The sequence below is a fragment of the Rossellomorea vietnamensis genome (genome assembly GCF_008180615.1).
Classification (GTDB): Bacteria; Bacillota; Bacilli; order Bacillales; family Bacillaceae_B; genus Rossellomorea; species Rossellomorea vietnamensis_D.
The window spans coordinates 1-21,900 of sequence record NZ_VTEH01000024.1 but is presented as its reverse complement, the minus strand read 5'-3'; the positions used below and the strand labels follow the sequence as shown (position 1 = coordinate 21,900).

Genomic DNA, 21,900 nt, shown 5'->3' with positions numbered 1-21,900 from the left:
TTATAAATCTTGTATTATAGGATACACTCCTTGATGCTTCAGGAAAGCCTGAGAATCATGTATCTTTCCATCTTCTGACCTTTCGCAGAAAGAAGTCGAACGTTTCTTGAATTTAAAGTCCTCATTTTGACAAACTTCTAAGCTTGTCCGCTATATACTAACTACAATGAATAAGACCAGGGGAGAGGATATGTATGGAGAAAGCTGAGCATAGTGTCATGGAGCCGGTGAGGAATGTGGACATCCAGCAAACTAGATCGGAGTTCGCGATGGGGATGAAAGTCTTTTTGCAGAAGGTGGAGTGGTTCTTCATTCAAAAAGGTTTTGTTCTCTTCGGTTTGGGATTTCTTTTGGGACGGGCCCTGATACTCTCACATTTGACACCTTTTGCCATGCCTTTTTTCGCGGCCGTTTATATGGTGCGAAGAGACCGTGCTCCTGTCGCGCTGATGGGCCTGCTGGCCGGGTCGATGACATTATCCATATCTAATATTACGTATACGTTTGCCAGTTCACTATTATTCCTGATTCTTTTCAGGATAACGAGGAAATTTCAAAAGAGTGAGCTGAAGGCGATACCGTATTTTGTGTTCTTCACGACCATTACAGCCAGCCTGGCCTTTGATTATATAGTCAATAGGGGGGCCGTTACCATTTATGACGGTGCGATGGCGGGGGTGGAAGCGACACTTTCCTTTATTTTAACTCTGATTTTCATCCAAAGTGTCCCGCTGTTCTCAATCAGCAAACGTAAGAAGTCCCTCAAAACAGAAGAAGTGGTAAGTCTGATCATACTCCTGGCTTCTGTCATGACCGGGACCATCGGTTGGTCTGTATATGATCTTTCTATAGAACATATTCTATCGCGATATCTTGTTTTGCTGTTTTCCTTTGTTGCGGGAGCTACTGTTGGCTCCACCGTCGGAGTGGTGACCGGCTTGATTTTCAGCCTTGCGAATGTGGCCAGCTTTTATCAGATGAGCCTCCTGGCATTCTCGGGTCTTCTTGGAGGTTTGTTAAAAGAAGGGAAGAAAGCAGGAGCAGCCATTGGTCTGCTTATCGCGACGCTGCTTGTCGGCATGTACGGGGATGGTGATACATCACTGGCCAAAACCCTGTATGAGTCGGGTGCAGCCATCTTTCTATTGTTTCTGACCCCGCCTGCCCTCACTGGAAAACTGGCAAAACACATACCGGGAACAACTGAATACAACCAGGAACAGCAGCAGTATATCAGGAAAGTCCGTGATGTGACAGCAAGCAGGGTTGAACAGTTTTCTTCCGTATTTCAGGCACTTTCAAATAGTTTCTCAGGCTTGGAGGATAAGATGAACAATGAGGAGGAGGAGGAGAGAGAGTTTGATCAATTTTTGAGCAATGTGACTGAAAAGACCTGCCAGACCTGCTTTAAAAAGGATCAATGCTGGGCCAGAAACTTCAATCAAACATACGATCTTATGAAAGATGTTATGTATGAAATAGATCAGGGACAAGTCCCGCTTAGCGGAAAAACAGGAAGGGAGCTTGAAAAACACTGCGTTCGTTCCAAAAAAGTCCAAGATGTCATTTCCCAGGAGCTGACTTATTATCAAGCAAACCTCAAATTAAAAAAACAAGTACAAGAAAGCCGAAAACTTGTGGCAGACCAATTGTTAGGTGTGTCCGAAGTGATGGGCGATTTTGCCCGAGAGATTCAGAGAGAAAGAGAAAACCACCAACAGCAGGAGGAACAGATTCTCGAATCATTACAAGAATTCGGTATGGAAATAGAGAATGTAGAAATCTATTCACTGGATAAAGGAAGTGTTGACATAGAGATGGCCCTGCCAAATGGGAATGGACACGGAGAAGGAGAAAAACTGATTGCGCCAATGCTTTCGGATATTTTGGGAGAAAACATCATTGTCCTGCGTGAGGAGCCTGCTGCTTTCCCAAGTGGTCACTGTCAATTAACCTTCGGCTCTGCAAAGGCCTATATGGTGGATACTGGTGTAGCCCATGCGGCTAAAGGGGGAGGGCTTATTTCAGGAGACAGCTATTCGATGATCGAATTGAGTGCAAGTAAGTACGCTGTAGCGATAAGTGACGGAATGGGAAATGGGGAAAGGGCACATTATGAAAGTAATGAAACATTGAGTCTCCTTCAGAAGATCTTACAGTCCGGTATAGAAGAAAAGGTGGCGATAAAGGCGGTCAATTCGATTCTCTCTTTACGAACGAATGATGAAATATTTTCGACTCTTGATTTGGCGATGATTGATTTGCAGGATGCGTCCTCCAAATTTTTGAAGATCGGTTCCACACCAAGCTTTATAAAAAGAGGGGATAAGGTAGTGAAGGTGGAAGCAGGCAATCTTCCAATGGGGATTTTCTACGAGTTCGATGTCGATGTGGTGAGCGAACAATTGAAGGCGGGAGACCTGCTTGTCATGATGAGTGATGGAGTATTTGAAGGGCCGAAGCATGTGGAGAATTATGATGTGTGGATGAAACGGAAGATTAAAGAAGTGGATTCAGACGATCCTCAGACCATGGCTGATATTATCATGGAGGAAGTGATAAGAACAAGATCAGGAGAGATAGAAGACGATATGACCATCGTGGTTTCGAAAATAAAGCACAATATCCCGAAATGGAGTTCGATCCCAGTGCAAAAATACAAAAGAAAGGAAAAAATCTCGTAATGAGAGGTATCTCTTTTCAATAAATATTTAAGCAGTTTGCTAGAATCTCTGTCATTGCCAAGTGGCCACTAAGTGATTTCTATTTAGTTAGTTAAAGGCTGCATTCGCATTGGTTGCTGCTTTCGGGTATCCCATGAGTACAAGGTTTTTCTCTAAAGGAGGAGATAGCTCTTTTCTTTCTTACTTCTCATAATATTTACGGTGATTGATAGCGGTATTTTTCAAAGTTTACGAAAGGAGTTTTCACAAAGTGTTGTGGATGTTTAAAGTAATGGACTCCCGCTCCAGGCGCACGACACCGAGGGACTAGGCGCTGGAACTAGATTGCGGGGTCTCACCGGTTCTGCTCCAATCCTCCTGCCTAAAGGGGATTAAGGTAGAATCGCATTCTAAAGCAAGGGGTTTTCTCGTAAATTGCTGATTTCAGAAAAATCCCTGGTGTCGGAATTTCCTGATGAAATCAGAACTTTTATCTGAACAGGTTATTTCTGCTCAATTATGGCGAATTGTTTTCTGAATTTATATGGAATAGCAGCAAAGTGTACGAAAGAGCTTTTTAACATAAAAGGAATTGGATTGATCGGCTGATCCGGGAAAGTCTACTAACGTGTATACAGCAGAAGAAAGAATGAAAGGAAGGTCTTTGAGACAGTGTCAGGTACTTTGAAAACAGCATGATATGCAGATTCTATCAGCAATCCCAAGTATATTTCCCTCCTAAACTGGCGATGATGGTAACAAACAAAGTTAGAGGAGGGGAAACTGTTGAAGACAGGTACACTTCGACAAGTTCTATTAATCACTGATGGCTGCTCCAATCAAGGCGAAGATCCGGTAGCGATGGCTGCACTGGCAAAGGAACAAGGAATTACCGTGAATGTAATAGGTGTGATGGAAAATGATTCTATTGATGAAAGAGGCATGGAGGAAATAGAAGGCATTGCCATGTCGGGCGGCGGTGTAAGCCAGATCGTTTATGCCCAGCAGCTGTCACAGACAGTCCAGATGGTTACAAGAAAAGCAATGACCCAAACCCTGCAGGGGGTCGTCAATAAGGAATTGAAGCAGATCTTGGGGAAAAACACCTCAATGGAAGAACTTCCTCCGGAACAGCGGGGCGAAGTGATGGAAGTGGTAGATGAATTAGGCGAGTCCGCAGACCTTGAAGTGTTGATTCTTGTCGACACTTCAGCGAGCATGAAGCATAAACTGCCAACGGTTAAAGAAGCCTTGCTGGACCTGTCTCTCAGCATGAATGCAAGAATGGGAGATAACATGTTTTCGGTTTTCGTATTTCCCGGGAAAAGAAAAGATGTCGAAAAATTGCTGGATTGGACTCCAAAGCTTGAATCGCTGACGAGCGTCTTTTCAAAGCTGTCATCAGGAGGAATAACGCCAACGGGGCCGGCAATTAGTGAAGCGATTTCTTCATTCAAGAAAAAACGTTCATTAAGGGGTTTGCTCTCACGTGATGATGAACAATACTTGGAAGAAACAATATAATTTTTCTTCAGGAACAAGAATTACCGGCAAGTGGCACAAACAACATTATACGATCGTGAAAGAACTTGGATACGGGGCAAACGGAATCGTCTACCTGGCTCAGGCGGGTGCGGATTATGCAGCACTTAAAATGAGTGACAGCTCGATGTCCATCACCTCGGAAGTAAATGTGTTAAAGGCTTTTGCCAAGGTCCAAGGAGCGCCTCTTGGACCTTCTTTGCTTGATGTGGATGACTGGGAGGCGGGGGGCAGGAGAATCCCTTTCTATGTCATGGAATATATTCAAGGACCGGACCTGCTGGAGTTTGTTCAAAAGAAAGGCTTCTCATGGACAGGTGTCCTTGTTGTACAGCTGTTGAATGACCTTCATCGTATCCACCAGGAAGGCTGGGTCTTTGGAGATTTAAAACCGGATAATCTGATTGTAACAGGTCCGCCTTATAAACTCCGCTGTATTGATGTTGGAGGAACGACAATACAGGGCCGGGCAATTAAAGAGTTCACAGAGTTCTTCGATAGAGGATACTGGCTTGGGCATTCGAGGAAAGCAGAACCATCCTACGACCTGTTTTCAGCTGCAATGATTCTTATTAACCTCTCCTATCCGAAAAGGTTTAATAAAAGCGGGAGTGAGGGAATAGAGCAATTAAGGAATGCTGTAATGGCAAAGCCGGAGCTTGCGAAAATGAAAGTGCCCATCCTGGGTGCCATTGAGGGCAGATACAGGACAGCTCAGGAAATGCGCCAGGCATTGCTGGATACGTTCTCCGTAAAAAGCAAACCGGGCAATAATAAAGCCTCAGCAGCTAATCCTCAGAGGAAGCCGGCCGCAGCCAGCCGTACTCAGCTCAGGTCGCAGAAAACAGGGGGAGGTTTCCTCGAGACCGTACTGGTTGTCATGATCGTATCTCTTCTATACTTTTTATACATCTATGGTGAACTTTTATAATTTTATCTTACTGAAGCAGAGCCGCTTGAAGTGTAATCGGAACCGTAAATTGTTAAGATGGAAGAAAACATAGATCAGGAAGAGGAAGTATGTTCATATATGAAAGAAAAGTCTTAGACTTTATAAGGAAACACAACCTGATTCAAGAGGGGGACTCGATACTGGCTGCCGTGTCCGGAGGGCCTGATTCGCTTTCACTCCTTTACTTCTTGGATAAATACAAAAGGCTCTGGAATGCTAAGGTGGCAGCCGTGTGTGTGGATCATATGTTCAGAGGAGAAGAGTCTCACGAAGAGTTCCTTTTTGTGCAGGGCACATGCGGGAAGATGGGCATCCCTTTTTATGGTGAAAGAGTGAATGTGCAGGAAATCATGAAAGAACGCAAGGAAGGTCTGCAGGAAGGTGCCCGTAATATCAGGTACAGCCTGTTTGCCAAGCTTGTTATTGAAGAGGGATTCACAAAGCTGGCTTTCGGGCATCATGGGGATGACCAGGTGGAGACCATTCTGATGAGGATGACGAGAGGAAGCAGCATGGCTCGCAGCGGGATACCCGTCATAAGGGACTTTCATGGAGCACAGATTATCCGCCCCCTTCTTTGCCTGGATAAGCCGGAAATCCTGGCTTACTGTTCTGAGAGCGGACTGGAGCCGAAACATGACCCAAGCAATAAAAAAAGGGACTATACCAGGAACAGGTTCCGGCATGAGGTTCTGCCTTTCCTTAAAGGTGAAAATCCGCTTGTTCATCTTAAATTTCAACAATTCAGTGAAGAAGCAGCTGAAGATGAAGCGCTTTTACAGACTCTGGCACAAGAAAAAATGAAAAGTATCCTTACAAAAGGCAAGGATGAAGCCATTGTTGATATTAAAGGTTTCCGGCTGATGCCTCTGCCTTTACAAAGAAGAGTGATTCATCTAATATTAAATTATCTTTACAAAGATAGGCCTTCATCCTTATCATCTATACATATTCAAGATGTCTTAGCAATAATAATGAAAGACAGCCCCTCACTGAGTCTCGACCTTCCAGGAAACCTCAAAGCAATCCGTTCCTATAATCAATGTATATTTACATTTGGAGGCAGAGCAGAGGACAGCGGCGATTTTTGTTATACATTGAACATAGGTGAAAGTGTTGAACTGCCTGATCATCGAACATTTATACTTCAAGAGGCTGAAGAACCGGGCATCCAGGCTGATTCCGTCATTTTCCAGAAAGGCAGTATTGCCTTACCGCTGAGGATTCGGACAAGGAAACCGGGGGACCGCATGAAAGTTAAAGGATTGAATGGTACCAAAAAGGTAAAAGATATATTTATCGATGAAAAGATACCAGTCATCCTCAGAGACAATTGGCCGCTCGTCACGGACGATCACGGTGAGATACTCTGGGTCCCGAACCTGAAGAAATCAGTCTTTGTCTGTTATGAATCAGGTGATCCGGGTGAACATGTAAGGTTAATCTATTCACAGCAAACATCTTCCTAGGAGGCAGACCAAGTGTTAAACAAAGATATCGAGAAAGTGCTTATTACTGAAGAAGAGCTTCAAGAGAAAATCAAGAAACTGGGCGCTGAGCTTACAGAGGAATACAAGGATGGCTTTCCTCTGGCTATAGGAGTACTGAAAGGTGCTATGCCTTTTATGGGTGATCTGCTTAAGCGTATGGATACATATTTGGAAATGGACTTCATGGATGTTTCCAGCTATGGAAACTCTACCGTTTCTTCTGGAGAAGTGAAAATTGTCAAAGACCTTGACACAAAAGTCGAGGGCAGGGATATCCTGATCATCGAGGATATCATTGACAGCGGATTGACTCTGAGTTACCTTGTGGAACTGTTCCGTTACCGTAAAGCAAAGTCAATCAAGATTGTAACGCTTTTGGATAAGCCATCCGGAAGAAAAGCAGACATTAAGGCTGACTACGTTGGGTTTATTGTACCTGATGAGTTTGTTGTTGGATACGGACTCGATTACGCAGAAAAGTACCGCAACCTGCCGTATATCGGTGTGCTGAAACCTGAAGTGTATAGCGGCAAGGAATAAGAATAATCTAATGAGAACGCAGATTTGTCAGGAACTATCAATAAAGGAAGCTAATTGTTGTCATACCATGATTTTCTATGATACTATTTTATATAGCTTTTTTACCGTGGGAGGAGGTAAGGGATGAACCGGATCTTTCGAAACACCATATTCTACTTACTAGTATTTCTCGTCATAATAGGTGTGGTGAGTTACTTTAATAACAGCAACGAGCCAACAGAAAACATTAAATATAACGAATTCATCACTCACTTGGAAGATGGTGAGGTAGAGTCGTTTTCCATCCAGCCTGAAAGAGGCGTTTATCAGGTTAGGGGACAACTGACTGGATATGAAGAGGAGCAATATTTCCTTACCAATGTACTGGGGAATGACTCCGAGATATTGGAACGGATCAATACAGCAGCTGATGAAAGCGGCATTGAAGTCGATGTCCTTATGGCAAAAGAAACAAGCGGCTGGGTATCTTTCTTTACAACGATCATCCCGTTCGTGATCATCTTTATCCTGTTCTTCTTCCTGCTGAACCAGGCGCAGGGCGGCGGCAGCCGGGTTATGAACTTCGGCAAGAGCAAAGCCAAGCTTTACAGCGAAGAGAAGAAGAAAGTGCGATTCAAAGATGTTGCGGGAGCGGATGAAGAGAAAAATGAACTTGTCGAAGTCGTGGAATTCCTTAAAGACCCGAGAAAATTCTCTGAGGTCGGCGCGCGGATTCCTAAAGGGGTCCTTCTTGTCGGACCGCCGGGTACTGGTAAAACATTGCTTGCCCGTGCTGTTGCTGGAGAAGCGGGAGTTCCATTCTTCTCTATAAGTGGTTCTGATTTCGTCGAAATGTTCGTCGGTGTCGGTGCATCACGTGTGCGTGACCTATTCGAAAATGCGAAGAAAAATGCTCCGTGTATCATCTTCATTGATGAGATTGATGCAGTGGGACGCCAGCGTGGCGCAGGCTTAGGCGGCGGCCATGATGAACGTGAGCAGACATTGAACCAATTGCTTGTTGAAATGGATGGATTCGGAGCGAACGAAGGAATCATCATCGTCGCAGCGACAAACCGTCCTGACATTCTGGACCCTGCCTTACTGCGTCCTGGACGTTTCGACCGTCAGATCACAGTGGACAGACCAGATGTCAAGGGCCGTGAAGCGGTGCTTAATGTACATGCCAGAAACAAGCCGCTTGATGATTCAGTAGATTTAAAAGCAATCGCAATGAGAACACCAGGTTTCTCTGGTGCAGACTTAGAGAACCTGTTAAATGAAGCGGCGCTTGTAGCTGCCCGTGAAAACAAAAAGAAAATCGATATGCGTGACATCGATGAAGCGACTGACCGTGTCATTGCAGGTCCTGCCAAAAAGAGCAAGGTCGTTTCTCAAAAAGAACGCAAGATTGTGGCATTCCACGAAGCTGGGCATACCGTTATCGGTCTTGTGCTTGATGAAGCCGAAATGGTCCACAAAGTTACCATCGTACCACGCGGCCAGGCTGGCGGTTATGCTGTAATGCTTCCTAAAGAAGATCGTTACTTCATGACAAAGCCTGAGCTCTTGGATAAGATTACCGGATTGCTTGGCGGCCGTGTAGCAGAAGAAGTTATCTTTGGTGAAGTATCAACTGGTGCTCACAATGACTTCCAGCGTGCCACAGGCATTGCCCGCAGAATGGTTACTGAATTTGGGATGAGTGATAAGCTTGGACCAATGCAATTCGGTTCTACTTCACAGGGGCAGGTATTCCTTGGCAGGGATATTAACAATGAACAAAACTACTCTGATGCAATTGCCTATGAAATTGATCAGGAAATGCAAAGCTTGATTAAGAGTTGTTATGAAAGAGCTAAAACAATTCTTACAGAGCATCGTGATAAACTGGAACTTGTCGCAAACACATTGTTGGATGTAGAAACATTGGATGCCGGACAAATCAAGCATCTAATGGATCACGGCAAACTTCCGGACCGCGGTTATGGAGATGACGAAGCACCTGGCAAAGATGATGTCAAAGTGAACATCCAAAAGAAGGATGATACTCCAAAGACATCAGATGAGTCAGCTGCAGAGGATAAAAAAGAAGATTAACTAATACAAAGGCACCAGCATCCATGCTGGTGTCTTTTGTATTTTTAAGACATAGTTGATGGCTGTGGAAGGTACACTTCCCGCAGAGGGGTGCATATATAGCGGAAAGAAACTACTGTGTGTTTAAGGTTCTTTTCTAAAAGATTGTTGCTTTTGATGTCTATATTGTTCTCCCCCCTTACTTTTTTACATAGAGGGATCTTCGCTGCAGGCGTGCGATCTCCTGTGGGAATAGCGGGCGTCTAGTTTCAGCGCCCAGCCCCTCGGGATCAAATAACCCGCATCGAATAAAAGGAAAGCCCCCCTTTTTTTCGATGCGGAACATTTGCCTGTCGGGGCTGACCAGGGCGCTTCCACTTTTGATGCGTCTAGATCCAGCGCCCAGCCCCTCGGGATCAATTAACCCCAAGAGAATAAAAGGAAAGCCCGCCTTTTCCTCTCTTGAGAACATCTGCCTGTCGGATCTGACCAAGGTGCTTCCACTTTTTATACAGGAGAAGCCGAGGAGGCCGGGCGCCCGCCCCGCGGAGTCGCACGCCTGGAGCGGAAATCCATTACGATTTTATCAACCACAATCTTTGGGAAAACAGACTTGTTTAAAAACAGCTTACGAGTAAGACAACAGCTTTCACCAAACGGATTCAATTGTGGTATGATGTTGGCAGAATGAAATCAATGTTTAGTGGGTGAAAAAAGTGATTTTTGTCTTGGATGTAGGGAATACCAATATAGTACTTGGAGTATATGAAGGCGAAGAGTTAAAGTATCACTGGAGAATGGAGACGAACCGCCATAAGACAGAAGATGAATATGGCATGATCGTAAAGAATCTATTCCAGCATGTGAAATTATCGCTGGACTCCATTGAGGGAATCATCATCTCATCTGTTGTCCCTCCCATTATGTTTTCTTTGGAAAGAATGTGTGAGAAATATTTTAACATCACACCATTGGTTGTCGGACCCGGGATTAAAACGGGTTTGAACATTAAATATGAAAATCCCCGTGAAGTGGGTGCTGACCGCATTGTCAACGCGGTAGCAGGAATTAAAGAATACGGCGGGCCATTGATCATCGTCGACTTTGGTACGGCAACAACCTACTGTTATATCAATGAAGATAAACAATATATGGGCGGAGCAATTGCCCCTGGAATTGGGATTTCAACCGAAGCCCTTTATTCTAAAGCAGCAAAACTGCCTAGAATAGAAATTGGGAGGCCTGATCACATCATTGGCAAGAATACGGTGTCTGCGATGCAATCCGGGATTCTTTACGGATACGTAGGTCAGGTGGAAGGCATTGTGAAAAGGATGAAAGCTACAGGTTCGACTAACCCGCTGGTCATTGCGACTGGTGGACTTGCACAATTAATATCAAAAGAATCAGATGTCATTGACGTTGTTGATCCATATTTAACATTAAAAGGGCTTAAGCTCATTTATGAAAGAAACAGCACAGTATAGGAGGAAATAATATGAGCGATTATTTAGTAAAGGCATTGGCGTTTGATGGACAAGTCAGAGCATATGCTGTCAGAAGTACAGATACAGTGAATGAGGCACAAAGAAGGCACGGTACATGGCCGACGGCTTCAGCCGCTATCGGAAGGTCGATGAGTGCGGGTGTCATAATGGGTGCAATGTTGAAGGGTGAGGAGAAACTGACCATCAAAGTTGAAGGGGACGGGCCTTTAGGTGCTATCATCGTGGACAGTGATGCGAAAGGCAGTGTGAGGGGCTATGTGACCAATCCTCAAGTTCACTTTGATTTGAATGAGCAAGGAAAGCTGGATGTAAGAAGAGCAGTGGGTTCTTCCGGCACGTTGTCTGTTGTTAAAGACATCGGCATGCGTGACCATTTTACCGGCCAAGTGCCGATTGTATCTGGTGAACTTGGGGAAGATTTCACGTATTACTTTGTAACATCAGAACAGGTTCCATCTTCTGTCGGAGTAGGGGTACTGGTAAATCCAGATAACTCTATCCTCGCAGCCGGCGGCTTTATTATTCAATTAATGCCAGGGACTGCTGATGAAACCATCACTGAAATCGAGAACAGGCTAAAGACTATTCCGCCTGTATCCAAATTGATTGAAAAAGGTCTCACACCGGAGGAGCTTCTACATGAGCTGCTGGGTGAAGAAAATGTTAAAATCCTTGAGAAGATGCCTGTCCAATTTGAGTGCAGGTGCTCCAAAGAACGCTTCGGGGATGCGATTGCCAGTTTGGGATCAAATGAAATCCAGGAAATGATCGATGAAGACGGCAGTGCTGAAACTCAATGTCATTTCTGCAACGAAACGTATCACTATACAGTGGAAGAGCTGAAAGCGTTGAAGGATGAAGGAGAAAATCTGCAATAACATCTAAGGGGATGGATGCAAAGGTGAGATTAAAAAGGTCGGTTTTAATAGGGTTGATCTTTATTTTGGCAGCAGCAAACTTATTGACGCTGCTGCTTTATTTTACAAAATCCGAAGATGCCTCCGGGTTCGCTAAGCTAGCTGGAACTGAAACCGCAGCATCAATAGACGGTGAGTCGATCAGCCGTGAGTCTTGGATGTACGAAATGGAACAGCGTTATGGAAAAGAGGTCCTTAGGGAGCTGATTAATCAAAAGGTCATGGATCAGCTTGCTGCGAAGTATGATATTAAGGTGACTGATGAGGAACTAGACAAAGAAATCACGCTGATTAAAAGTGTTTATAATACTTATGATAGAGACTTGGCGGTTGATGATGAGATTCTAAGGGAGAGAGTAAGGATGGAGCTTCTTTTGGAAAAGGTGGTCACCAAAGATGTTGTCATTCCTTTAGAAGAGATTGAAAGGTATTATGAAGAGAACCAGGAGCAATACTCCATACCGGAAATGTTCAATCTTTCGCAAATCGTCTCAGCCTCACATAAAGAAGCAGAACAGATTGCTGATGAGGTCAAAGACGGATCCAGCTTTCAAGCTATGGCAATGGAGTTGTCCGAGGATGCTCCGTCTGCAGTTCAAGGAGGAAATATTGGATATATTCCTGCGGGCTCGCATATATTAGCAGGGGATTCAGCCAAAGAAATTGAATCATTAGATCCGGGCAGCATCTCTAAGGTCATTGAGATGGATGGGAAATTCTATATCTTCCTTCTCCATGATAAGCTGGAAGCCGAGCAGTATTCTCTGGAGGATGTAAAAGGTCAAATCCACAGGCGGCTCGCTATGGAACAAGTGGAAAAGTCGATGAAGCCAGAGGATTTCTGGAAAGAACTTGATGTCGAGTGGTTTTATGAAGGAAGCCTTTAAAGAACGGATGATCATATGTCTTTTATAGAGCTGCTGTTTTAAAAGGCAGTCTAATGAAAGAAGTCCGGTAGTCGCCGTGCTTCTTTTTTGCAAACAGCCCTTATAAAAAGCAGAATCCATTTGTTTGACATATTTACAGAAAATTGATAATTTTAATGAAAACCCATCAAACTACTTGGGATTAGGAGTGATAGTATGGCAAGAATAGCAAACTCGATCACCGACTTAGTGGGACAGACACCGATTGTAAAACTTAATCGTCTCGTGGAAGAAGATAGTGCTGAGGTTTATTTGAAATTAGAATATATGAACCCGGGCAGCAGTGTAAAAGATAGAATCGCCCTGGCTATGATCGAAGCTGCAGAAGAATCCGGGAACTTAAAGTTCGGGGACACAATTGTAGAGCCGACAAGCGGGAACACTGGTATCGGTCTTGCGATGATTGCGGCTGCTAAAGGATATAAAGCCGTGCTGGTTATGCCGGATACAATGAGTATGGAAAGAAGAAACCTTCTCAGGGCTTATGGTGCCGAATTGGTCCTGACACCTGGTTCTGAAGGCATGGGCGGTGCGATTCGCAAGGCAGGAGAGCTCGCTGATCAAAAGGGCTTCTTCATGCCGCAGCAATTTAAAAATGAAGCAAACCCTGAGGTTCACCGAAGAACAACAGGAAAGGAAATTGTCGAGCAGATGGACAGTTTGGATGCCTTCATATCAGGAATCGGCACAGGGGGTACCATTACAGGCGCAGGACAGGTGCTGAAGGAAAACTTCCCTAATGTTAAAATTTACGCTGTTGAACCTTCTGATTCACCGGTTCTGTCCGGAGGCAGCCCTGGCCCTCATAAAATCCAAGGAATCGGCGCTGGCTTTGTACCGGATATTTTGAACACAGATGTTTATGATGAAGTCATCACCGTGCAAAATGAGGAAGCCTTTGATTTTGCCCGCCGTGCGGCTAAAGAGGAAGGGATCCTTGGAGGGATTTCTTCTGGTGCTGCCATCAGTGCAGCATTGAAAGTTGCAAAGCAGCTTGGCAAAGGTAAGAAAGTGCTGGCAGTAATCCCTAGTAACGGTGAAAGATATCTAAGCACACCGCTATATCAATTTGAAGATTAATTTTTTAAAGATCAGGAAGCAACTTTCCTGATCTTTTTTTATGGCTGTATTGAATAACCACTGATTTTGAATTGGCGTACTAAGGGAGTGGGGCGGACATTACCGCTTTTATGAGAGAAATGAAAAAGCGATACGTCTTAAAAGCAAAGCGAAAAAACGTACAGGTAAGAGGGTGAAAAGTGTTTGATGGAGAATTATATCGCATGATCAGTTTCTTGCTTCATGAATATTCCCCTCACCAGCATGATTAGCCCAGTAATGAAACCTATCGGAAACAAAATGAGAATGACTGCAGGTATTGCCCAGCCGTTCTGCACGATGCTCCCATAGGTTAAACCAATTGCGAAGGATAAGAACGGAGATATGGCTGTCATAAGGGCAATACCCCACACAATGTATTTTCTTTTCTTAGACTTTCCTTTACTTGCATTATCAGCTAGAAGAGCACCTATTATAGCTACTCCGTATCCTATAAGAAATGGCATTTTTTACTCCTTTCTTTTTTAAGGGAACTCAAAATAAATTAATAAATTTATCTCTCTTTCTATTTTAACATATATTTACAAATTACCTGAGTGTTAGAAATTCAATCACTTCATAAATTGCGATAATCGAATAGAGCGTTTATAAGAAGGGTAATAGCGATTTGTTCCCCTGGGATTTTGCAAACTGGCAGTTTAAAGCGTGCATTTTGACTATGAAACATTACTGAAATTCATGTATGATGGAGAAAGAGAAAAACTAGGAGAGTGAACCATCCGTGGATACTACACAACTTCATTTTGAAAAAATACGATCCTCGAAAGCAGATTTCTTTCGTGCCTATGAATTACTGACGGCTGAAATCGATCACCATATCCTTCTTGAAAGCGGACGGGGCGGGAAATACAGCATTGGCGGATTCAACCCGGTATCCATACTAAATGCAAAGGATAATAGGGTGGAAATCTGCGAAAATGGCAGCACAGAGATCGTGAATGGAGATCCATTGGATGTGTTGTACAGCCGTCTTCAAAAACGGCATATGGAAAGAGACCCGGAGCTTCCTGACTTTCAGGGAGGAGCGATGGGATTCATCAGTTACGACTATGCCCGCCAGATAGAGAGACTTGGGAACAGAGCCCATGATGACCTCGAAGTCCCGGATCTTTACTACATGATATTTTCCCAATGGGCTGTCTATGACCACGACTCCGAACAGATTTGGCTGATGGCAGATGAAGAGGGAGCACATACCTTTGATTCTTATGTGGGTGAGTGGAAAACCGCATTGGATCGATCTATACCTGAAAAGAATGAAACCCTTGGCCCCGTATCGGCTGACCGCTCCGTTTCTATGAATGAAGAGCAGTTCATTTCAGCTGTCGAGAAGATTCAGGCCTATATCAAGGAAGGCGATGTGTTCCAAGTCAACCTGTCTGTGAGGCAGTCGCAGGATTTGGCCGCTTCGCCATATGCTATATACAAACGAATGAGGGAACTGAACCCTTCTCCTTACATGAGCTATGTCCATACCCCCCATTTTCAAATCGCATCGGGGTCTCCTGAACTTCTTGTGAAAAAGAAAGGAGCAGAAGTCAGTACGAGGCCGATTGCCGGCACAAGATCCCGCGGTCACAATGAAAAGGAAGACCAGATGCTGGCAGATGAATTGATCCATAATGAAAAAGAACGGGCAGAACATGTCATGCTGGTTGATCTTGAAAGAAATGACTTGGGCAGAGTCTGCCAGTACGGAACTGTTGAAGTCAACGAATTCATGGTCATAGAAAAATATTCACATGTCATGCACATTGTTTCCAATGTGAGAGGGACATTGGCCAATAATAAAAACGGCAAGGATCTGATCAGATCTGTATTCCCGGGCGGAACGATAACGGGAGCGCCCAAAGTGCGGACCATGGAAATTATTGAAGAACTTGAACCGGTAAGAAGAGGGATTTATACAGGTTCAATCGGCTGGATCGGCTTTAATGGAGACATGGAACTGAACATCGTCATCAGGACACTCTTTGCTAAAGATGGACAAGCTCATATACAGGCCGGAGCAGGAGTGGTGATAGATTCTAATCCGAACCACGAATATAAGGAGTCACTGAAAAAAGCAAAAGCGGTTTGGAAAGCAAAAGAATTGGCAGAGGGTGCAGACACATGATTTTAATGATAGATAACTTTGATTCTTTCACATATAACATTGTTCAATATTTAGGAGAGCTGGGCGAAGAGATCGTCGTCAAAAGAAACAATGAAATTAATATTGCTGAAATTGAGCTGCTGGCACCGGATTATCTCATGATATCACCTGGCCCCTGTACACCTAATGAAGCGGGCATAAGTCTTGAGGCGATCAGCTATTTTGCTGGAAGTATCCCGATTTTTGGCGTCTGCCTTGGACACCAGGCGATTGCTCAGGTTTTTGGCGGGGAAGTAGTGAAAGCGGACAAGCTGATGCATGGAAAGACTTCAGCTGTGAAACATGATGGCAGAACACTCTTTGAAGGGATTTCAAACCCATTTCAAGCTGGACGCTATCATTCTCTTATAGTGCGGAAAGAAACGCTGCCGGATTGTCTGGAAATTGCAGCTGAGACAAAAGATGAAGAAATTATGGCCATCCGCCATAAATATCTTCCTATTGAAGGCGTCCAGTTTCATCCTGAATCCATCATCACGGAAGAAGGAAAACAGCTTCTCGCCAATTTCCTCAACACCTATAAGAAAGCACCGGTAACTGTTTAGGGGGAACGGAAGTGTACTTATTTTTAAATGGTGAAATATTGCATAAGGATGAGGCCAAAATCTCTCCATTTGACCATGGCTTTCTATACGGGATGGGCCTTTTTGAAACGATGAGGACCTATAGCGGTCATCCCTTCTTGCTGAATGATCATTTAGACCGGCTGCAGATGGGGCTGAATACATTCAATATAGATCTGGATTTACAGAAACTCGATATTTCCGGAATGATTGCCTCACTTTCTGAGAAGAATGGTTTGCAAGACTCGTATATCCGCCTGAACATATCGGCAGGAGAAGGAGAAATAGGACTGAGGACAACCCCTTATAATCAGCCGAACACTCTGCTTTTGCAGAAGGAACTTCCGCCTCTTATACCGCTTAAGGAAAAAGAAGCGGTTTTACTGGAACTAAGAAGAAATACTCCGGAGACACCGGTAAGGCTGAAATCGCACCATTATTTCAATAATATCGCGGCTAAAAGAGAGGTTGGCGATGACCCGGGACAAGAAGGTCTGTTCCTGACAAAGGAAGGTCATCTTGCTGAAGGTGTAACTTCAAATATTTTCTGGGTTTCAGCTGGAAAGCTTTATACCCCAGCCTTGGAGACAGGAGTCTTGAATGGGATCACCAGGGAGTATATCTTGAAGCTGGCAGGTACATTAGGCATTCCTAGTGAGATTGGATTGTATAAGCCGGAAAGTTTGATAGAGTCCGATGAAGCTTTTTTCACGAACTCTGTCCAGGAAATCATCCCGATCCATACTTTTGAGGGACGCACATTCCCGGGTAAAAGAGGGAGAATCACTCAACAACTCTATTCGCATTACGAGCGCGATACACAAGTGCTTTTTTCTAAAAATGAACTTCATGGGGGCTGATGTATATGAGTTCTTCAATTATAAAAGCAGGGCCTTATCAGCTGGATTACCAAAAAAGGACACTTATCATGGGGATCCTGAATGTCACGCCTGACTCCTTTTCCGATGGCGGAAGGTTTAATGTGTCAGAAGAAGCGGTTCTCCGTGCGAAGGAAATGGTCCACCAGGGCGCCGATATAATTGATATAGGCGGAGAATCGACCAGGCCCGGACATGAACCAGTACCGGAAGAAGAAGAAATTGAGAGGGTATGCCCGATTATAGAAGCTGTTTCAAAAGAAGTAGATGTGCCGATATCAATTGACACATACAAATCTGGAACGGCTAGAAAAGCCCTTGAAGCTGGTGCTCATATCATTAATGATGTATGGGGTGCGAAGAAGGATAGGGAAATTGCCGGGGTGGCAGCCCAATTCAATGCTCCGATCATCCTGATGCACAATCGGGAAAACATGGAATATCAGGACTTCATAAAAGATGCTCTGCAGGATGTTCAGGAAAGTGTGGATATTGCATTGGAAGCGGGGGTCTCTCGAGAAAGTATCATCCTCGATCCGGGCATCGGGTTTGCCAAAGACCTAAAGCTCAACCTTGAAATGATGAGAAATCTCGATCAGCTTGCAGCCATGGGATATCCAGTGCTTCTAGGCACTTCTAGAAAACGGATGATTGGAACCATCTTGGATCTGCCTGTCGATGAAAGAATGGAAGGGACCGGCGCCACTGTATGTTTTGGTATTCAGAAGGGCTGCCAAATTGTCCGCGTCCACGATGTGAAAGAAATCAAGAGGATGGCGGTCATGATGGATGCCATGCTTGGGAAGGGTGAGTATGATGGATAAAATCAACGTGAAAGACATGGAATTCTACGGCTATCATGGTGTCTTCCCTGAAGAAACAAAGCTTGGACAAAGATTCAGGGTAAGCCTGTCCTTGGAGATGGATCTTTCTAAAGCGGGAAGAAGTGATGACATCGATGACTCTGTCAATTATGGTGAAGTATACTCCTTGTGCAAAGAAGTTGTCGAAGGAAAACCGTATAAGTTGCTTGAAGCTCTCGCAGAAACGCTCGCTGACCGGATTCTCGGTGATTTTCCCAAGGTAGAGAACTGCACAATAGAAGTCATCAAACCAGATCCGCCGATTCCTGGCCATTACCGCTCTGTATCGGTCGAAATTACCAGGGGGCGCTGATATGAAAAAGACGGTCTATCTATCACTTGGATCCAATGTAGGTCACAGGGAACGATACCTCAAAAAAGCCATCAAACAGTTGAGCGGGCACCCTGAAATTGAGCTGGAGAGGGTCTCCTCCATATACGAAACCGATCCTGTTGGATATACAGATCAAGGAAGCTTCTTGAATCTGGCGGTGGAAATCCGGACCTCATTAACGCCTCAAAACCTTCTGCACCAATGTCTTCAGATAGAAAAAGATCTTGGAAGGGAACGTGAATTCCGCTGGGGACCAAGAATTATAGACCTTGACATTTTGCTTTATAATCAAGAAAATATTGAAACAGAAGAACTTATTGTTCCTCATCCGCGGATGCATGAAAGAGCCTTTGTGCTCGTGCCTCTGACGGAACTGTCCCAAACAATCAAACATCCTAAGTTTAATACCTCTATGATGGCTCTTTTAGACGAAATACCTGATAAAGAAGGAGTTCGATTATGGAAACAGATAAGTGGGGAAGACGTATACGTGCATTCAGAAAGCTGAAAGGCTTAACGCAGGAAGGTCTGGCCAAGAAGCTGGGCATCTCCGTTTCTGTCCTTGGAGAGATCGAAAGAGGCAGCCGTCTGCCCACAGAGGAATTTCTTGAAAATGTGGCGGAACTTCTGGGGATTCAGCGCGAGGACCTCGAACCTTCTGAGGATAAGTAGCCCTATTGATTCGTAGCAAATAGCAAGTTTGCAATGTGTATTACTAAAAGGGGAACTTATATAGAAGAACGCAGTAAAGGAAACATAGACGGAAGCGCACTGCGTACAACTAGTAATGCAAAAGTATGGAACGAAATCATAATGGTCAGAGCAGAGATAGAAAATGAGGTTATTCACCGGGGGACTGAAGTGCTGCAGAGCAACAGTCCCTTTTTGGTTAGTGGAATTTCCTACAGGCGAGGTGGATTTCTCAACAAAAACCAACCTTTTTCAATTAAAGAGGCCTTTAGGGGTGTTCGAATTACATATATTGTGTAAAATAGTATGGTATAAAATCATATAGGCTAATTTAATAAGGCTCTTCTCGTGAAAATTGACAATAGTTATGACTTTGAACAGCTTTCCCCGCAAGGATAAGCTTTCAATTTAGAAATAAGGGCTTGCAATCATGGCGTTCAGCTTTATTTAAAACTAGCAGATAGAACAGGAGTGAAGAAAATGAGTCACGAAGAAATTAATGACCAGCTGCGGGTGAGACGTGAAAAGATGGACAACCTTCGTCAAAAAGGAATGGACCCATTTGGTAAACGTTTCGATCGTTCACATAATTCTCAAGAAATCAAAGAGCAGTTTGATTCCTTCACTAAAGAGGAACTTGAAGAGAAAGAAGTTTCTGTTACCATCGCAGGAAGAATCATGACCAAGAGAGGAAAAGGAAAAGCGGGCTTTGCCCACATTCAGGACCTTGCCGGTCAAGTCCAAATTTACGTCCGTAAAGATGCAGTCGGCGATGAAGAATACGAAATCTTCAACACAGCCGACCTTGGTGATCTTGTTGGAATTACAGGAACGGTATTCAAAACAAAAGTAGGGGAACTTTCCATTAAAGCGAAACAGTTCATCCTTCTTACCAAGGCGCTGAGACCCCTTCCTGAAAAATTCCACGGTTTGAAAGACGTTGAACAGCGTTACCGCCAAAGATATCTTGATTTGATCACAAGCCAGGAAAGCAAGCAGACTTTCATAGCGCGAAGCAAGATCATCCAATCCATGAGAAGGTACCTGGACAACAACGGATACCTGGAAGTTGAAACACCAATGATGCATGGAATTGCGGGCGGAGCATCAGCACGCCCATTCATTACTCACCATAATGCCCTTGATATGCAGCTTTATATGCGTATTGCCATTGAGCTTCACTTGAAAAGGCTGATTGTCGGTGGAATGGAAAAAGTATATGAGATCGGGCGCGTATTCCGTAATGAGGGTGTTTCCACCCGCCACAATCCGGAATTCACCATGATTGAGCTGTATGAAGCATACGCTGACTACCGCGATATTATGGCTCTTACGGAAAACCTGGTTGCTCATATTGCTAAAGAGGTCTTCGGCTCTACTTCCGTCCAATACGGGGAGTACGAAGTGAATCTTGAGCCTCAGTGGACACGTCTTCACATGGCAGACGCCGTAAAAGAGCACACAGGAGCAGACTTCTGGAAGGAAATGAGCGATGAAGAGGCGCATGCTCTTGCAAAAGAACACGGTATTGAAGTGAAACCTACTATGCAATACGGCCATATCCTTAACGAATTCTTCGAGCAAAGAGTAGAGGACAAACTGATCCAGCCGACATTCATCTACGGCCATCCAGTTGAAATCTCCCCTCTTGCCAAGAAGAATGATGAAGACGGGCGATTCACCGACCGTTTCGAACTGTTCATCGTCGGCCGTGAACATGCAAATGCATTTACGGAGCTGAATGATCCTATCGATCAGAGAGAAAGATTTGAAGCTCAATTGAAAGAAAGAGAAGAAGGCAACGATGAAGCGCATATGATGGATGATGATTTCATCGAAGCGCTTGAGTATGGTATGCCGCCAACAGGCGGGCTGGGCATCGGTATCGACCGTCTGGTAATGCTGCTGACAAACTCACCTTCCATTCGTGACGTACTGTTATTCCCGTTAATGCGTCATAAAGACTAATATATATAAGCTCTGGCTGTCATCGGCCGGAGCTTTTTTATTTTATTTTTAAAAAAGTATTGCGTGGGCCTCTGAATGGTGGTATATTATTATCTGTTGCCGCGAAACACGGCAGCCGACACAGAAAACTTTTTCAAAAAAGTTGTTGACTCAGCTTCAGAGAAATGATAAGATAATCAAGTCGCCAAAATCGAGCGACGCAGATTGAACCTTGAAAACTGAACAAAACATTAACAAACAAAACGTCAACGTTAATCTAGTAAGAACACTGTTCTTACAAAGTTGCTAACACTTTAATTAGCAAATGAGCAAGTCAAACTTCTTTCGGAGAGTTTGATCCTGGCTCAGGACGAACGCTGGCGGCGTGCCTAATACATGCAAGTCGAGCGGATTGATGGGAGCTTGCTCCCTGAAATCAGCGGCGGACGGGTGAGTAACACGTGGGTAACCTGCCTGTAAGACTGGGATAACTCCGGGAAACCGGGGCTAATACCGGATAGTTCTTTTCCTCGCATGAGGAAAAGTGGAAAGGCGGCTTCGGCTGCCACTTACAGATGGACCCGCGGCGCATTAGCTAGTTGGTGAGGTAACGGCTCACCAAGGCAACGATGCGTAGCCGACCTGAGAGGGTGATCGGCCACACTGGGACTGAGACACGGCCCAGACTCCTACGGGAGGCAGCAGTAGGGAATCTTCCGCAATGGACGAAAGTCTGACGGAGCAACGCCGCGGCG

19 protein-coding genes and 1 rRNA gene are annotated in these 21,900 nt (G+C 44.5%); 19 read left to right on the top strand and 1 reads right to left on the bottom strand.

Annotated features, from left to right (window positions below):
* The first annotated feature begins 194 nt into the window (after nucleotides 1–194).
* From spoIIE to cysK, 10 genes are all read left to right on the top strand, one after another.
* Complete coding sequence (spoIIE, locus tag FZC79_RS20965) at nucleotides 195–2,684, top strand: stage II sporulation protein E (RefSeq protein WP_148948624.1); 2,490 nt, start codon at nucleotides 195–197, stop codon at nucleotides 2,682–2,684.
* A 765-nt stretch (nucleotides 2,685–3,449) separates the two neighbouring features.
* Entirely contained in the window at nucleotides 3,450–4,187 is a 738-nt protein-coding gene (locus FZC79_RS20960; RefSeq protein ID WP_148948623.1) for a vWA domain-containing protein, read from the top strand.
* Nucleotides 4,156–5,136 (top strand): serine/threonine protein kinase, encoded by a 981-nt coding sequence (locus FZC79_RS20955; RefSeq protein WP_148948622.1) that lies wholly within the window; start codon nucleotides 4,156–4,158, stop codon nucleotides 5,134–5,136. Before FZC79_RS20960 ends, FZC79_RS20955 begins: the two co-directional genes overlap by 32 nt.
* Nucleotides 5,137–5,225: 89 nt before the next feature.
* Nucleotides 5,226–6,626 (top strand): tRNA lysidine(34) synthetase TilS, encoded by a 1,401-nt coding sequence (gene tilS / locus FZC79_RS20950; protein WP_252183424.1) that lies wholly within the window; start codon nucleotides 5,226–5,228, stop codon nucleotides 6,624–6,626.
* 12 nt (nucleotides 6,627–6,638) lie between these two features.
* Complete coding sequence (gene hpt / locus FZC79_RS23710; RefSeq protein ID WP_252183423.1) at nucleotides 6,639–7,187, top strand: hypoxanthine phosphoribosyltransferase; 549 nt, start codon at nucleotides 6,639–6,641, stop codon at nucleotides 7,185–7,187.
* A gap of 123 nt (nucleotides 7,188–7,310) precedes the next feature.
* Nucleotides 7,311–9,266 carry an ATP-dependent zinc metalloprotease FtsH gene (gene ftsH / locus FZC79_RS20945; RefSeq protein ID WP_148948621.1) on the top strand — a complete coding sequence of 652 codons (1,956 nt, stop codon included), beginning with the start codon at nucleotides 7,311–7,313 and terminating at the stop codon, nucleotides 9,264–9,266.
* Nucleotides 9,267–9,961: 695 nt separating this feature from the next.
* Nucleotides 9,962–10,732: a type III pantothenate kinase gene (locus FZC79_RS20935; protein ID WP_148948658.1), complete on the top strand. Its 771-nt coding sequence runs from the start codon at nucleotides 9,962–9,964 to the stop codon at nucleotides 10,730–10,732.
* A gap of 11 nt (nucleotides 10,733–10,743) precedes the next feature.
* A complete protein-coding gene (gene hslO, locus FZC79_RS20930) occupies nucleotides 10,744–11,631 on the top strand; it encodes an Hsp33 family molecular chaperone HslO (RefSeq protein ID WP_148948620.1) in 888 nt (295 codons plus the stop codon).
* Between the two features lie 23 nt (nucleotides 11,632–11,654).
* The gene (locus FZC79_RS20925) at nucleotides 11,655–12,557 is read left to right on the top strand and encodes a peptidyl-prolyl cis-trans isomerase (RefSeq protein WP_187442915.1); all 903 of its coding nucleotides are present in this window, start codon (nucleotides 11,655–11,657) and stop codon (nucleotides 12,555–12,557) included.
* Between the two features lie 195 nt (nucleotides 12,558–12,752).
* Nucleotides 12,753–13,676: a cysteine synthase A gene (gene cysK / locus FZC79_RS20920; RefSeq protein WP_148948618.1), complete on the top strand. Its 924-nt coding sequence runs from the start codon at nucleotides 12,753–12,755 to the stop codon at nucleotides 13,674–13,676.
* Between the two features lie 194 nt (nucleotides 13,677–13,870).
* Here the strand turns inward: cysK and FZC79_RS20915 are convergent, their stop codons facing one another.
* On the bottom strand, nucleotides 13,871–14,161 hold the full coding sequence (locus FZC79_RS20915) for a hypothetical protein (RefSeq protein WP_148948617.1): 291 nt from the start codon (nucleotides 14,159–14,161) through the stop codon (nucleotides 13,871–13,873).
* Between the two features lie 275 nt (nucleotides 14,162–14,436).
* Between FZC79_RS20915 and pabB the strand changes: the two genes are divergently transcribed.
* The 9 genes from pabB to FZC79_RS23490 all read left to right on the top strand — a co-directional run.
* Nucleotides 14,437–15,831 carry an aminodeoxychorismate synthase, component I gene (gene pabB / locus FZC79_RS20910; RefSeq protein WP_148948616.1) on the top strand — a complete coding sequence of 465 codons (1,395 nt, stop codon included), beginning with the start codon at nucleotides 14,437–14,439 and terminating at the stop codon, nucleotides 15,829–15,831.
* A complete protein-coding gene (gene pabA / locus FZC79_RS20905; RefSeq protein WP_148948615.1) occupies nucleotides 15,828–16,415 on the top strand; it encodes an aminodeoxychorismate/anthranilate synthase component II in 588 nt (195 codons plus the stop codon). Before pabB ends, pabA begins: the two co-directional genes overlap by 4 nt.
* Nucleotides 16,416–16,426: 11 nt before the next feature.
* Nucleotides 16,427–17,293 (top strand): aminodeoxychorismate lyase, encoded by an 867-nt coding sequence (gene pabC, locus FZC79_RS20900; RefSeq protein WP_148948614.1) that lies wholly within the window; start codon nucleotides 16,427–16,429, stop codon nucleotides 17,291–17,293.
* A gap of 5 nt (nucleotides 17,294–17,298) precedes the next feature.
* A complete protein-coding gene (gene folP / locus FZC79_RS20895) occupies nucleotides 17,299–18,135 on the top strand; it encodes a dihydropteroate synthase (RefSeq protein ID WP_148948613.1) in 837 nt (278 codons plus the stop codon).
* The gene (gene folB, locus FZC79_RS20890) at nucleotides 18,128–18,487 is read left to right on the top strand and encodes a dihydroneopterin aldolase (RefSeq protein WP_148948612.1); all 360 of its coding nucleotides are present in this window, start codon (nucleotides 18,128–18,130) and stop codon (nucleotides 18,485–18,487) included. Before folP ends, folB begins: the two co-directional genes overlap by 8 nt.
* Before the next feature lies 1 nt (nucleotide 18,488).
* A complete protein-coding gene (gene folK, locus FZC79_RS20885) occupies nucleotides 18,489–19,016 on the top strand; it encodes a 2-amino-4-hydroxy-6-hydroxymethyldihydropteridine diphosphokinase (protein WP_148948611.1) in 528 nt (175 codons plus the stop codon).
* Nucleotides 18,968–19,180: a helix-turn-helix domain-containing protein gene (locus tag FZC79_RS20880; protein WP_148942080.1), complete on the top strand. Its 213-nt coding sequence runs from the start codon at nucleotides 18,968–18,970 to the stop codon at nucleotides 19,178–19,180. Before folK ends, FZC79_RS20880 begins: the two co-directional genes overlap by 49 nt.
* A gap of 489 nt (nucleotides 19,181–19,669) precedes the next feature.
* Complete coding sequence (lysS, locus tag FZC79_RS20875) at nucleotides 19,670–21,166, top strand: lysine--tRNA ligase (protein WP_187442914.1); 1,497 nt, start codon at nucleotides 19,670–19,672, stop codon at nucleotides 21,164–21,166.
* A gap of 321 nt (nucleotides 21,167–21,487) precedes the next feature.
* A 16S ribosomal RNA gene (locus FZC79_RS23490) occupies nucleotides 21,488–21,900 on the top strand; the annotation flags it as partial.